Annotated in this window: 10 protein-coding genes; 9 read left to right on the forward strand and 1 reads right to left on the reverse strand. The window is 69.6% G+C overall.

The annotated features are described in order from the left end of the window. The first annotated feature begins 1 nt into the window (after nucleotide 1). The 5 genes from ASC59_RS01270 (at nucleotide 2) to ASC59_RS01290 (ending at nucleotide 8,331) form a co-directional block, all read left to right on the forward strand. The gene (locus tag ASC59_RS01270; protein WP_055817640.1) at nucleotides 2-973 is read left to right on the forward strand and encodes an AAA family ATPase; all 972 of its coding nucleotides are present in this window, start codon (nucleotides 2-4) and stop codon (nucleotides 971-973) included. Next, nucleotides 970-2,283 carry a DUF58 domain-containing protein gene (locus ASC59_RS01275; protein WP_157487894.1) on the forward strand — a complete coding sequence of 438 codons (1,314 nt, stop codon included), beginning with the start codon at nucleotides 970-972 and terminating at the stop codon, nucleotides 2,281-2,283. Before ASC59_RS01270 ends, ASC59_RS01275 begins: the two co-directional genes overlap by 4 nt. Then, a complete protein-coding gene (locus tag ASC59_RS01280; RefSeq protein ID WP_157487895.1) occupies nucleotides 2,283-4,592 on the forward strand; it encodes a transglutaminaseTgpA domain-containing protein in 2,310 nt (769 codons plus the stop codon). Before ASC59_RS01275 ends, ASC59_RS01280 begins: the two co-directional genes overlap by 1 nt. Then, nucleotides 4,589-5,311, forward strand: coding sequence for a hypothetical protein (locus tag ASC59_RS16890; RefSeq protein WP_082513324.1), 723 nt, complete (start codon nucleotides 4,589-4,591; stop codon nucleotides 5,309-5,311). The genes ASC59_RS01280 and ASC59_RS16890 overlap by 4 nt, the downstream gene beginning before the upstream one ends. A gap of 89 nt (nucleotides 5,312-5,400) precedes the next feature. Further along, complete coding sequence (locus ASC59_RS01290) at nucleotides 5,401-8,331, forward strand: FtsK/SpoIIIE domain-containing protein (RefSeq protein ID WP_055817644.1); 2,931 nt, start codon at nucleotides 5,401-5,403, stop codon at nucleotides 8,329-8,331. Between the two features lie 28 nt (nucleotides 8,332-8,359). Here the strand turns inward: ASC59_RS01290 and ald are convergent, their stop codons facing one another. Beyond that, the gene (gene ald / locus ASC59_RS01295) at nucleotides 8,360-9,475 is read right to left on the reverse strand and encodes an alanine dehydrogenase (protein ID WP_055817646.1); all 1,116 of its coding nucleotides are present in this window, start codon (nucleotides 9,473-9,475) and stop codon (nucleotides 8,360-8,362) included. A 255-nt stretch (nucleotides 9,476-9,730) separates the two neighbouring features. Here ald and ASC59_RS01300 point away from each other — a divergent pair, with 255 nt between their 5' ends. The 4 genes from ASC59_RS01300 (at nucleotide 9,731) to ASC59_RS01315 (ending at nucleotide 13,961) form a co-directional block, all read left to right on the forward strand. Continuing rightward, on the forward strand, nucleotides 9,731-10,942 hold the full coding sequence (locus ASC59_RS01300; RefSeq protein ID WP_055817647.1) for an ABC transporter substrate-binding protein: 1,212 nt from the start codon (nucleotides 9,731-9,733) through the stop codon (nucleotides 10,940-10,942). A gap of 2 nt (nucleotides 10,943-10,944) precedes the next feature. Next, complete coding sequence (locus tag ASC59_RS01305) at nucleotides 10,945-12,141, forward strand: ABC transporter ATP-binding protein (protein ID WP_055817649.1); 1,197 nt, start codon at nucleotides 10,945-10,947, stop codon at nucleotides 12,139-12,141. A 9-nt stretch (nucleotides 12,142-12,150) separates the two neighbouring features. Beyond that, nucleotides 12,151-13,065, forward strand: coding sequence for an ABC transporter permease (locus ASC59_RS01310; protein ID WP_055817652.1), 915 nt, complete (start codon nucleotides 12,151-12,153; stop codon nucleotides 13,063-13,065). Between the two features lie 77 nt (nucleotides 13,066-13,142). Beyond that, nucleotides 13,143-13,961, forward strand: coding sequence for an ABC transporter permease (locus tag ASC59_RS01315; protein WP_055822622.1), 819 nt, complete (start codon nucleotides 13,143-13,145; stop codon nucleotides 13,959-13,961). Nucleotides 13,962-13,976: the final 15 nt, after the last annotated feature.

A 13,976-nucleotide genomic window follows, 5' to 3' on the forward strand; every position in this document is an offset into this window, starting at 1 on the left:
TGTGACGATGACCCCGGATGCCGCAGCCGCCTTCGCCGAGACCTTCGGTCGACTGGTGGCCGGCGTCGAGACGGTGCTGCTCGGCAAGAACCACGTCATCAGGTTGGCGTTCACGGCGCTGTTCAGCGAGGGCCACCTGCTGCTGGAGGACGTGCCCGGCACCGGCAAGACCTCGCTCGCGAGAGCTCTGGCGCAGAGCGTCGACGGCACGAGCTCACGGGTGCAGTTCACCCCGGACCTGCTTCCCGGTGACATCACAGGGGTCAGCGTCTACGACCAGCGGTCGGGAGACTTCCAGTTCCACCCCGGCCCCGTCTTCGCCAACGTCGTGCTGGCCGACGAGATCAACCGGGCCAGCCCGAAGACCCAGTCCGCGCTCCTCGAGGTGATGGAGGAGGGCCAGATCACCATCGACGGCATCACGCACGCCCTCGAGCTGCCGTTCATGGTGATCGCGACGCAGAATCCCGTCGAGCAGGCCGGGACGTATCGCCTGCCGGAGGCCCAGCTCGACCGCTTCATCATGCGAGCCTCGATCGGCTATCCGGATCACGCGTCGACGCTGCGCATCCTCGAGGGTGCCGACCACAGGGCACATGACGTCGTCGTACCGCCCGTCGTGTCGGGGACCACGATCGTCGAGATGGCCTCGGCCGTGCGCTCGGTGCACGTCGACCCGAGCATCAACGACTACATCTCCCGGATCGCGCAGGCCACGAGGCACGCGCAGGAGGTGCGTCTCGGCGTGAGCGTGCGCGGTGCGCTGGCTCTGCTCCGCACCGCGAAGACCTTCGCCGCGGCGAACGGCAGGCACTACGTGGTGCCCGACGACGTGAAGTCCCTCGCCGAATCCGTTCTCGCGCACCGACTGATCCTCGACCCGGAGGCAGAGTTCGACGGCGTGACCGCCTCGAACGTCATCTCCCAGCTGCTCATCGAGACTCCGCCGCCGAGCGACAGGCTCGCCGTGTGAGCCAGTCCGCTGAGGAGCGGGGAACCGCACGACGGGAGGGCGTGCTCGCCGACGCCATCACGACGATCGTCGCCGCGCTGGCCGCGACACGACGGGGTGTCTCGGTGTCCTGGCGTGCTGTCGCCTCCACCATGACGGTCTTCGGATGGAGCGTCGTGATCGCCGTGTTCGTCGGTTTCGTCGGTGGACACCTGCTGGGCTGGGCCGAGTTCATCGCACTGGCCTGGGCCGGGACGGTGCTGCTCGCGCTCTCGGCGTTCTACCTCGTCGGCCGCAATTCGTTCCGCATCGACCTGGCTCTGCCCGTGCACAGGGTCGTCGTCGGTGAGAAGGCGCCGGGAGAGGTCGTGGTGTCCAACCCGACCCGCAGGCACCTCGCCGGGGTGGGGGTCGAGGTGCCGATCGGCGACGGACTCGCCGAGTTCCACATTCCCGGGATCCCGCGCGGGTCCAACGCGAGCGAGATCTTCCTGGTGGCGGCCGAGCGGCGCGGAGTCATTCCCGTCGGGCCCGTGCGCACCATCCGGGGAGATCCGCTCGGCCTGTTCCGGCGGGAGCTCACCTGGGCCGAGCGCACCGAACTGTACGTGCATCCGCGCACCATCCCCATCCCGGCGATCTCGACGGGCTTCGTACGCGACCTCGAGGGCGCAGCCACACGCACGATCACCTCCAGCGACGTGTCGTTCCACGCCCTGCGCGAGTACACGGCGGGAGACGACAGGCGTCTCATCCACTGGCGCAGCTCGGCCAAGACCGGCGTGTACATGGTGCGGCAATTCGAGGAGACGCGGCGCAGCCACATCATGGTGGTGCTGGGCCTCGCCGAATCCGACTTCGCCGACGACGAGGAGTTCGAGCTGGCGGTGAGCGCAGCGGGTTCCCTCGGCGTCCACGCCATCAGGGATGCCCGTTCCGTCTCGGTCATCGCCAGCGGAGAGCGGGCAGTCGTCTCGGCGCGGTCGGACCCGGCCTCGTTCTCGCTGCGCACCACGAGCCGCATCCGTCTGCTGGACGACCTGACGCTCGTACAACGCTCCCCGGGGGCCACGGGCATCGTCGCGCTCACCCGCATGGCAGGCGAGCGCGCGGCCGACGCCTCGGTGGCATTCATCATCACCGGCTCGGCCACCACTGTCGCCCAACTGCGCCACGCCGCGGCCGGCCTGCCGCCGGGCGTCGAGGTCGTCGCGGTGATCTGCGAGCCCGGTGCGCTGCCCGTCATGCGCAGGGTCGCCGATCTCACCGTGCTGAGGATCGGCTACCTCGACGACCTGCAGCAGTCCCTCGCCAGGGCGGCGGTGCAGTGATGGCAGCATCCGCCGTACCGCGTCTGACCGTCAGGTTCGTCCTCATCAACGCGATCATGCTGCTCGCCGCCACCGGCGTCGCGATGGCGACGATGTGGACCGTGTACCAGAGCGCAGCCTTCCTCGTCGCTGTGACGGTCTCGGCCCTGGTCGGCTGCCTCATCGGTGTCAGCGGCGCCGTGCTGCGGTGGTCCTCGCTCGTCGTTCTGCTCGTCGCCGTCGCGGCATTCCTCGTCATCGGCGTGCCTCTGGGCGTTCCATCGCAGGCGTACTTCGGAGTGCTGCCGTCGTGGCAGGGGATGATCGACCTGCTCGCCGGAACGGCGCTCAGCTGGAAGCAGCTGCTCACGATCGTCACGCCGGTCGGCTCCTATCAAGCGCTGCTAGTTCCGGTCGTGCTGAGCGTGCTCGCCGCCACCACAGTCGGCATGTCCGTGGCCCTGCGCGCGCGACGCGGTGAGTTCGCCGTCCTGGCGCCTCTCGCCCTGTTCGTCCTGGCGATCGTGCTCGGCCCGACCACGGCCGTAGCCCCTGTGGAGACCGCCCTGCTCCTCGGAATCGTGCTGGTGTTCTGGGCGGCGTGGGTGCACCGCCGGCGTCGAGCGGAGGCCATCGCCCTGGTGGCGCAGCGCGGGTCCGGCCTTCGCGAGAGCGCCACGCGCCGCAGGCTTGCAGCGACGCGCACCGTCCTCAGCTCAGCGGTCATCGTCGCCGTCGCCGTGGCCGGAGGCACAGTCGCCGCCGTCGCCTACCCTGCCGCCGGCGCCCGTGAGGTGCCACGCCGCCACACCGAGCAGCCATTCGACCCGCGCGACTACCCGAGCCCGCTGGCAGGCTTTCGACGCTACCTCGAGGGGGATGCCGCCTCCACCACGATGCTGACGGTCTCCGGCCTCCCGACCGGTGGCCTCATCCGGATCGCCGCACACGACAGCTACGACGGGATCGTCTACTCCGTGGGCAGCGACACCGTGACCAGCGCCTCGGGATCGTTCACGCGCCTGCCGTTCAGGATCGACCAGAGCGCCGTGGAAGGCGACGACGTCTCCATCGACGTGACCGTCGGCGGCTACAGAGGCGTCTGGGTGCCCGGTGTCGGCAAGCTCGAGAGCATCAGGTTCACGTCCGATCGCGCGGGCAGCCTCACCGACTCGTTCTACTACAACGACAACGCGGCGACCGGAGCCGTCCTCGGCGGGCTCGAGGACGGCGACGAGTACCGGGCCGACGCCGTCGTGCCCCCTGCCCCGTCCGACATCACGAAGCTCCGGCCGGGCACGGCGGTGCTGCCGCCGTTCCCCGAGGACATCGACGGCATCTCGACGTTGCTCGCGGACTGGATCGACGAGACCGCCGACCCGGGAACGCAGCTCGCCCAGATGATCGAGGGCATGCGTCGCGACGGCTACGTGAGCCACGGGCTCGACGGCGAGCCGCCGAGCCGTTCCGGCCACTCGGCCGACAGGCTCACGCAGTTGGCCACCGAGCTGCCGATGCTGGGCGACGGCGAGCAGTACGCTGCCACTGCCGCCGTGATGGCCCGCATGATCGGGTTCCCCGCCCGGGCCGTGATCGGTTTCGCACCGAGCATCACCTCCACGACGGGGTCGGTCGCCGTCACGGGGGACGACGTCGCCGCGTGGATCGAGGTGCAGGACTCGACGGGTGCCTGGGTGAGTCTCGACCCGAACCCGGACCCGCGCGACGTTCCGCCCCAGAAGGAGGAGGAGCCGATCCCGGTCTCGCGTCCGCAGGTCGTGCTGCCGCCGCCACTCGAAGAGCCCCAGCTCTCGGAGCCGGCCCCGGATCCGCAGTCGGCCCCGACCGACGTCGAGCCCCCTGTCGACCCGACGCTCGCCCTCGTGCTGCTGATCGGTCGGATCGGAGCCTGGACCGCCCTGGCACTCGCCCTGCTGCTCAGTCCCTTCCTCGCGATCGTCGCGGCCAAGGTGCGTCGCAGGCGCTACAGGCGACGCACCGGCAGCACCGTCGATCGCATCGCAGGGGGCTGGCGCGAGTTCGCCGATCTCGCCGTCGACCACGGCTACCCGCTGTCTCCGGCGGCGACCCGTGCCGAGAACGCCGCCGTCGTCGGCGGCGGCAGGCCGTTGCTGCTCGCCCGCGACGTCGACAGGGCGGTCTTCGCGCCGGGAACGCCCCCATCCGCCGACGCCGATCACGTCTGGCGCGAGGTCGACGAACTGCGCGGTACTCTCGACGCGGGACGTTCACGATGGCAGCGGCTGCGTGCGCGCATCTCGCTCAGATCGTTCCGCTTGCCGGGTGAAGGACGGAGACAGGACCAGTGAACTGCCTGATCTGCGGCGCCGTGCTTCCGCCGGGCGCCATGTTCTGCGGCGACTGCGGCAGTTCGACATCGGCCACTCCGCGGAGCCGCACCCGGCCGGACCCCCGCCCCGGTGACACGACCATCATCGAGCCGCTGCGCCCGGCAGGCGAGGCGGCCGGCTCGTCCGACGCCTCCAGGGAGCCGGTCGCGTCTCCCGTGGTTCCGGCTCCGTCCGCCCTGCTGCCTGCTGCCCCCGAGGCGCCCGCTCCGCCGGCTCCGGCACCCGCTCCGGCCCCCCCGGCGCCCGCTCCGGCCGCCGCCCGCTCGGGGTTCGCTCCGGAAGCAGCTGCGGAGAGGGCATCCGCGACGCCGGGCACGGAGACGAGCGAAGCGCCGCCCGCCGATGCAGCGTCGTCGACCTTCGTGCTCGTCTTCAGCACGGGCGAGCAGTGGGCGGTCTCTGGCACCGGGCTCATCGGTCGACGGCCCCTGCCGCAGCCGACCGAGTACTACGACGAGATCATCGCCGTCGCCGATCGGGGCCTGTCGGTCTCGAAGACGCATCTCGAGTTCGGCCAGCACGATGGCGCGCTCTGGGTCTGCGACAGGTTCTCGGGCAACGGCACGATCATCCGCCGGCCGCGCGAGGCGCCGATGCGCTGCGATCCGGGCCGACGATACCTCGTGCCGCGGGGCACGCGCATCGACATCGGCGATCAGCACTTCACCATCTCGTAGCGTCCTCCCCGCCCGTCTCGGGAAATGGGTCCATGCACGGATGCCGCAGCGCGGGCTCCGTCGCCCGGTCGGAGTGATTCCATCTTGGGGTGACCGATCTGCGACACCAGTCCGATGCCCTGCGGCTGCCACCCCGCCCGTCCGAGCGGGAGCGGCCGCAGTTCCCCCTCCTGGCCAGCATCGCCCCCGTCGTGGTCGCCCTCGCGCTCTGGGGCATCACCCGCTCGCCGTTCGCCCTGCTGTTCGCCGTGCTCGGACCCGCCATCGCCCTCGCGAGCCTGGCGGATGCCGCTCGCTCGACCCGGCGCTCGTCGCGGAGGGCGTCGGCTGAGCACAGCGCCGCCATCGCCGTGCTCGGCGAGCAGATCACCCGGCGGCAGGGCGAGCTCCGGCGTGCAGCCTGGCGGCGGCATCCGAGTGCCACCGACGCCTTCTTCGCCGGGGACGACGATGCACGCCGCTGGCGTGCCGCCCACCCGGAATCAGTGGTGCTGGGCAGCGGAACCCTGCCGAGCCCGGACGCCATCGCGCAGGACGACGCCGACGTCCTTCCCGACGGTGCCGGTGGAGCGGAGGGACGGCCGGGTGCGCGCGGCTCGCGTGACCGCGCCCTGCGGGAGCGTGCGTCAGCCGTCGCGGCGTCGCAGTGCGTCGAGGGCATGCCCGTCGCGGTCGACGTCGCCCACGGCGTGGGCGTCGTCGGCGTGGAACCACTCGTGCGTGCCGTCCTCCGTGGGCTCGTGCTCCAGATCGCCGATGCCGTGCCGCCGACGGCCCTCGCTCTCGAGGTGCCGAAGACGACTGAGTGGAACTGGGCCACCGAGCTTCCGCACGCCGCATCCGTCGCCTCCGCCTCGTCGGTCGATCATGCCGGGCCGCGCGTCGTCGTCCTGGAGGCATCGCGGGAGGGACCAGGGCGGGGTGCTCCGCGGACGGTCGACGACGGACAGGGGAGGAGTGCCCGGCTCGTCGTGCTCGCGGGCGCTCCCACCGTCGCCCTCCTCCCACCGGGCTGCGCCGTCATCGTCGTCGTGCGCAGCGCCGTCGACGCCGAGATCGTCCGGTCGCCGACCGCATGCGGAGTGCACCTCGTGCCCGAGCTCGTGGGGGCCGAGCAGGCCGGCGCACACGCACGATTGCTCGCACTGACCGCTCGGCGATCGGCACCCGCGTCGCTCCCGGCCGCGGTGCCGTTCGCGATGCTCGAACGTCCGTCGGGCGGCGGCCAGGGGCTGGCCGCCGCCGTCGCCGTCGGAGCGGAGGGCCCGACTGTGCTCGATCTGGTCGCCGATGGCCCGCATGCCGTCGTCGGCGGAACCACGGGCAGCGGCAAGAGCGAACTCCTGGTCACCTGGATCGCGGCGATGGCGGCGGAGCGCAGCACCGAGGAATTCACCTTCCTCCTCGTCGACTTCAAGGGCGGGGCGACGGGAACCCTCCTCGCCGGGCTGCCGCACTGCGTCGGCATCGTGACCGATCTCGATGCCCCGCTCGCCCGACGGGTGCTCGAGAGCCTGCGAGCGGAGATCCGCAGGCGGGAGGCCATCCTCGCCGACGCGCGGGTGGCCGGCATCGAGCACCTGACGTCCGGTGATGCGCTGCCGCGACTGGTCATCGTCGTCGACGAACTCGCAGCGCTGCTCGGGGCGGAACCCGGGATGCACGCCCTCTTCGCCGACATCGCCGCCCGCGGGCGCTCCCTCGGCCTGCACCTCATCCTCTGCACCCAGCGACCCGCCGGTGTCGTGCGGGAGTCGCTGCTGGCGAACTGCGCGCTGCGCATCAGCCTGCGGGTCATCGACGGTGCCGACAGCAGCGCGGTGCTGGGAACGCCGGCGGCGGCCCTGCTTCCGGCCGCAGCACCGGGCCGGTGCATCATCGCGCGCCGCGGTCGCCTGGACGAGTCGCAGGTCGCGACGACGACCCCAGCCGACCTGGCCAGGATCACCGCCGATCGGTCGGGTGGGGCCGAGCCGCTCCGACCGTGGCTGCCCCCGCTCCCGGCGGTGCTCCAGTCCGACCATCCGGCACTCGCCGGCGCCGGAGACGCATCGCGGGGGATCGTCATCGGCCTTCTCGACCGGCCCGAGCTCCAGCTCCAGCCGCCGGCCAGGTGGTCGGGACAGGCGCTGCTGGTGCAGGGTGGGGCCGGGTCTGGACGCACGGCGGTGCTGACCACCATCGCAGCCCGGTGCCCAGGGGTGCACGTGGTGGCCGCCGATGTCGAGGGCACCTGGGATGCCCTCGAGCGAGCCGATCGCGGAGAGGTGCGGATGCTGTTGCTCGACGACTGGGACACCGTGTGCGGACGCTGGGCGCTCGAGTATCGACAGGCCGCCGTCGATCGCCTCACCGACCTCCTGCACGGCGGCGTCACTCGGATCGCCGTGACGGTGAGACGCTCCAGCATGCTCGGGTCCTCGGCGGGGCTGTTCGGCAGCACGATCGTGCTGCGCACCGACGATCGCACCGAGCATGTCCTGGCCGGAGCCCCCGTCGAGCTGTGGGATCCCTCGGCCCCGCCCGGTCGCGGGGCGTGGGACGGCATCCGGCTGCAGGTGCTGGCCCCGAACGCCCTCGATGCCCGGAGCACCGTGCCCGGTGCCCACTCCTTCTCGACGTCACCGACCGCGCCGGCTACCCCTCCGCCGCTCCTCGTCGGGTCCGGCCCGGTGCTGGCGGTGTCGTCTCGCCCCGACCAGCTCGCGCGGCGACTCGCTCGACTCGCGCCCGATCGGGAGATTCGGCAGCTCGACGCCGGCTCGCGCGCCGATCCCGCCGTGTCGGGCGCGGGTAGCGGGCCCATCCTGGTCGGACGAGTCGACGCCTGGCAGTCTCAGCCCGCCGTGTTCGCGGCCCTGGCCGCCCGGGCCACCCTCGTGTTCGACGGCTGCAGCCCGAGCGAGGTGAGGCAGCTCACGCGGGTGCGCGAGCTGCCCCCTCCCTTGCGCGCCGGGTCGGGCCGCGTCTGGGTGCAGACGCCGGAGGGCGGCATCCGTCGAGCCAGGATCGATGAGTGAGCCGCCGGCTCGGATGGATCCTCAGGCGTCAGGCCAGTGCGTCGGCAGGCGCGAGGGCCTCACGGCCGTTCGCCGCAGCGACACCGGCGTTGTAGACCTCGCCGGCGTGGATGTTGAGTCCGAGGGCCAGCGCGGGGTCGGCGTGGAGAGCCGCCTTCCAACCCGCATTGGCCACGGCACGCACGTACGGCAGCGTCGCATTGGTGAGCGCATAGGTCGAGGTGCGCGGAACGGCTCCCGGCATGTTGGCGACGCAGTAGAACAGCGAGCCGTGCACCGTGAACGTCGGATCGGCGTGGGTCGTCGGTCGCGAGTCGGCGAAGCACCCGCCCTGATCGATGGCGATGTCCACGAGCACGCTGCCCGGACGCATCCGGGACACCAGCTCATTGCTGACCAGCTTCGGGGCCTTCGCCCCGGGCAGCAGCACGGAACCGATGACGAGGTCGGATTCGACGACGGCCTTGTCGATCTCGAAGCTGTTCGACGCGATGGTGCGGATGCGGCCCCCGTAGAGGGCATCCAGCTCGCGCAGCCGGAACAGGTTGGTGTCGAGCACCGTGACCTCGGCACCCAGGCCCATCGCGATCTGCAGGGCGTTGGTGCCTGCGACTCCGCCGCCGAGGATGGTGACGCGAGCGGGCGCCGTGCCGGGAACGCCCGGGACCAGCAGCCCGGGTCCGCCGTTCGGCTTCAGCATCGCGTTGGCGCCGACGATGGGAGCCAGGCGACCGGCGACCTCGCTCATCGGCGCGAGCAGGGGAAGCTGGCGAGTCGGAAGCTGCACGGTCTCGTAGGCGATGGCGGTGACCCCGCTGGAGAGGAGCGCCTCCGTCAGCTCGGGTTCCGCGGCGAGGTGCAGGTAGGTGAACAGCACGAGTCCATCGCGGAAGTACTGGTACTCGCTCTCGATCGGTTCCTTCACCTTGAGCAGCAGTTCGGCTGTGGCCCAGGTGCTCGCCGCATCGGGCAGGAGCTGCGCTCCCGCTGCGGTGTACTCCTCGTCGGTGATCGACGATCCTGTGCCGGCACCGGCCTGGATGAACACCTCATGACCCTGTGCGACCAGGTCGTGCACACCGGCCGGTGTGATGGCGACCCTGAACTCGTTGTTCTTGATCTCTCGGGGGACTGCGACTCTCATACCGCTCCTTCGTTGACGGGACGCCCTTGTCCCGCCGATCAGCCTACCCAGCGACACGCGCGTCCAACTATCGGAAACATGCTTTTAACCTCGCTGCAGGTGCTGATTTCGTACGGAATCAGCGCACAATCCAACGATTTGATCACCAAACCGTGCTTCCACGCGCGCAGTGTGCGAATATCGACCCACCCGCGAAGAATGCGGGCCGCGCGACGAGTACCACCTGTTCTGTGCCACCCGTGAAGGAGTCCGCCTGTGAAGCCCCGTGAGCTGCCCGCAGATCCGATGATCCGATCCCTCATCGCCCAGGCGAAGAGCTCGCAACTGAACCGGCGAGCCCTGCTCTCCGGTGCCGGTGCCGGTGCCACGGCGCTGGCTCTCGCGGCGTGTTCGACCGGCGGATCGGCGAAGCCGACGGCAGCACCCGACGAGTCGGCCACCGACAAGACCCTCAACTGGGCGAACTGGGCGGCGTACATCGACGAGGACGACGCGGGCAACTACCCGACGCTCGACGCCTTCACGGCGGAGACCGGAATCAAGGTCAACTACGACGTCGCCGTCGACGACAACAACTCGTACTACGGCAAGGTGAAGGACCAGCTGGCCCTCGGCCAGGACATCGGCGCAGACACCGTGTGTCTCACCGACTGGATGGTCGCCCGCTGGATCCGCTTCGGCTACACGCAGAAGTTCGACCAGGCGAACATCCCGAACATGAAGAACCTGACGCCGTCGCTGCAGAACGTCGATTTCGACAAGGGCCGCGAGATGAGCCTGCCCTGGCAGGGCGGCTTCGCCGGCATCTGCTGGAACAAGGAGAAGGTGCCGGGCGGACTGGCCTCGGTGGCCGACCTCTGGGACCCCTCACTGAAGGGCCGTGTCGGTGTGCTCTCCGAGATGCGCGACACCATGGGCCTGATCATGCTCGAGCAGGGCGTCGACATCAGCGGAGACTGGGGCGACGACGAGTTCTCCGCCGCCATCGACGAGCTCAAGAAGCAGGTCTCGGACGGCCAGGTGCGCAACATCAAGGGCAACGCCTACCTCGAGGACCTCAAGAGCGAGGACACGCTGGCCGCCATCTGCTGGTCAGGGGACATCACGGTCATCAACGCCGAAGCCGGAGACAAGTGGGAGTTCGCCATCCCGACGGATGGCGGGACGCTCTGGAACGACAACTTCCTGATCCCCATCGGCTCACCGCGCAAGGCCAACGCCGAGAAGCTCATCAACTACTACTACGAGCCCGAGGTCGCCGCCGAGGTCGCCGCGTGGGTGAACTACATCACGCCCGTCGTCGGCGCGAAGGAGGCTGCAGCGGCCATCGACCCCGAGCTGGCCGACAACCAGCTCATCTTCCCCGACGACACGACACTGTCGAAGGCCTCCGTGTTCCGCACTCTCACCGGTGCCGAGGAGCAGAAGTACCAGGCCGAGTTCCAGGCCATCCTGCTGGGCGCCTGAGCATGGCGGCATCGCAGTTCGCCGACAGCGGCGCCGACCTCACGCTGGTCGGAATCCAGAAGCGGTTCCCGGGCTTCACGGCCATCGAGGACCTCAACCTCGAGATCCCAGCCGGGTCGTTCTTCGCCCTGCTCGGACCGAGCGGATGCGGCAAGACCACGACGCTCCGGCTCGTGGCGGGCCTCGAGGAACCGACGGCCGGCCGCATCCTCATCGGCGGCAAGGACGTCACATCGACCAAGCCGCACCAGCGACCGGTGAACACGGTGTTCCAGAGCTACGCGCTGTTCCCGCACATGACCATCCTGGAGAACGTCGCCTTCGGGTTGCGCCGTCGTAAGGTGTCCGACCCCGTCAGCCGCGCGCACGAGGCCCTCCGCCTCGTCGAGCTCGACCACCTCGCCGCCCGCAAGCCGCAGCAGCTCTCCGGCGGTCAGCAGCAGCGGGTGGCGCTCGCCCGCGCCATCGTCAACCGGCCGGCACTGCTCCTGCTCGACGAGCCCCTCGGCGCGCTCGACCTGAAGCTGCGCCGCCAGATGCAACTCGAGTTGAAGACCATCCAGGAGGAGGTCGGCCTGACCTTCCTGCACGTCACGCACGACCAGGAGGAGGCCATGACCATGGCCGACACCGTCGCCGTGATGAACAAGGGCCAGATCGAGCAGATGGGAGCTCCCGAGGCCCTCTACGAACTGCCGCACACAGCGTTCGTGGCCAACTTCCTCGGTCAGTCCAACCTCTTCACCGGCAACGTCGTCGAGTCCACCTCGAGCGTCGTCGCTGTGGATGTCGCCGGCATCCGCGTCGCCGTCCCCGTCGCTCGCGCCCAGCGTCACACCGGCGCCGTCACGGTGGGTGTGCGCCCCGAGAAGCTGTCCATCCACCGTGATGCCCCCGCAGCGGATTCCGGCACGAACATCCTCGGCCCCGGCCGGGTCATCGATGTGTCGTTCTCGGGGGTGAGCACGCAGTACCTCGTCGCCATCCCCGGTGCCGGAACGATCGTGGTCTTCTCGCAGAACCGCGAGTTCGGCCCGATCTCGCACGTCGGCGATGACGTCTGGATCAGCTGGAACGTCGAGCACTCCTTCGGGCTGGCCGATGTGCCCGACGAGGTGCAGCGCTTCGCCGGTGACACCGACACCAAGTCCATCGCGGCGCAGCGTCGCGAGGCGCTCATCGCCGAGCTCGAGGACTAGGGAGCGACCGTGGCCTTCGCCGCATTCTCCAGCACGTCCGTCGCCGCAGAGCCGGCGCCGCGCAAGAAGAGTCGCATCGCGCTGTTCCTGCTGCTCCCCGGCATCCTGTACCTGGTGCTGTTCTTCCTGACACCTCTCGTGTCGCTCGTGCTCACCTCACTGCAGGCGCCCCGGGAGTTCGGCGACATCGGCCAGTACGACTACGCCTTCAACTGGCAGAACTACGTGCAGGTGGTCGAGGCCTACTGGCCTCACATCCTGCGCTCGTTCGGCTACGCCCTCGCGGCCACGGTCTTCGCGCTGGCGTTCAGCTATCCGCTGGCCTACTTCATCGGCGTCAAGGCCAGGCGCTGGCCGCTGCTGCAGAGCCTGATGCTCGTGCTGGTCATCGCACCGTTCTTCATCAGCTTCCTGCTGCGCACGCTGGCCTGGAAGCAGCTCCTCTCCGATGAGTCCTTCGTGATCACCAGCCTGAAGGCCCTGTCGCTGATGGCTCCGGACGCCCATTTCACCGGCACGCCGGCCGCGGTCATCTTCGGTCTGACGTACAACTTCATCCCGTTCATGACGCTGCCGCTGTTCACGACCCTCGAGCGGCTCGACACCCGCTACCTCGAGGCGGGCAGCGACCTCTACGCCAGCCCGTTCCAGGTCTTCCGCAAGGTGACCATCCCGCTCTCGATGCCGGGCATCGTGGCGGGCACGCTGCTGACCTTCATCCCGGCGGCCGGCGACTACGTGAACGCCAGCCGTGACTTCCTCGGAGGGGCCGACACGCAGATGATCGGCAACGTCATCGAGGCCAACTTCCTGGTGCTGCAGAACTATCCGGCTGCTGCGGCACTCTCGATCATCCTGATGACCGTCATCCTCGTGATGGTCGGCGTCTACGTGAAGCGAAGCGGAACGGAGGAACTCCTGTGAGCGGTGAGGGACAGGCGGGCACCGTCGTCGCGGGCCTCTTCGAGACCGAGAACGCCGAGACGGCCTCGCGCGCGCCGTTGCCGCGGGCGCGGCGATTCTCGCCGAGCAGCTGGATCCTGCCCGTCTATGCGATCCTGGCGTTCATCTTCCTGCTGATCCCGATCGCGTACACGTTCATCTTCAGCTTCAACGACTCCCTCAAGTCGAACATCTCCTGGCGGGGCTTCACCTTCGACAAGTGGCTGAACGTCTGCGCCGTGCAGAACGGCGCGGTCTGCGAGGCCTTCGGAAACAGCATCGTGATCGGCGTCGTCGCCACGATCGTCGCGACGGTCCTCGGCACCATGATCGCCATCGCGATCGTGCGGTACAGGTTCCGCGCCCGGTCGGGGATCAGCCTGCTGCTGTTCCTCCCGATGGCGACCCCCGAGGTCGTGCTGGGTGCGGGTCTCGCTGCCCAGTTCCTCGCCTTCGGGGTCCCGAAGGACATGCTCACGATCATCCTGGCCCACACGATGTTCTGCATCAGCTTCGTCGTCGTGACGGTGAAGGCCCGCGTCGCGAGCCTGGATCCGGCGCTCGAGGAGGCCGGTCGCGACCTCTACGGCTCGCCGACCCAGGTGTTTCTGCGGGTCACGTTCCCGCTGCTGCTCCCCGGCATCATCGCGGCCGCCCTGCTCTCATTCGCGCTGAGCTTCGACGACTTCATCATCACGAACTTCAACTCGGGCTCCGTGATGACCTTCCCGAAGTACATCTACATCTCGGCGTCACGCGGCATCCCGGCGGAGGCGAACGTCATCGCGTCGGCCGTGTTCCTGTTCGCGATAGCGCTCGTGCTCGTCGCCCAGATCTCGCAGGCCGCCAAGCGGAGGAAGCTCGCGAAGCAGGAGTAGAGGCAAGAGCGATGG

It is taken from the genome of Leifsonia sp. Root1293 (genome assembly GCF_001425325.1).
Lineage (GTDB): Bacteria > Actinomycetota > Actinomycetes > Actinomycetales > Microbacteriaceae > Orlajensenia.

Bases quoted from the DNA above. Each gene is read 5' to 3' on its own strand.
- ASC59_RS01280 (WP_157487895.1), top strand. From the start codon at position 2,283: ATGGCAGCATCCGCCGTACCGCGTCTGACCGTCAGGTTCGTCCTCATC.
- ald (WP_055817646.1), bottom strand. From the start codon at position 9,475: ATGAGAGTCGCAGTCCCCCGAGAGATCAAGAACAACGAGTTCAGGGTC.
- ASC59_RS01305 (WP_055817649.1), top strand. From the start codon at position 10,945: ATGGCGGCATCGCAGTTCGCCGACAGCGGCGCCGACCTCACGCTGGTC.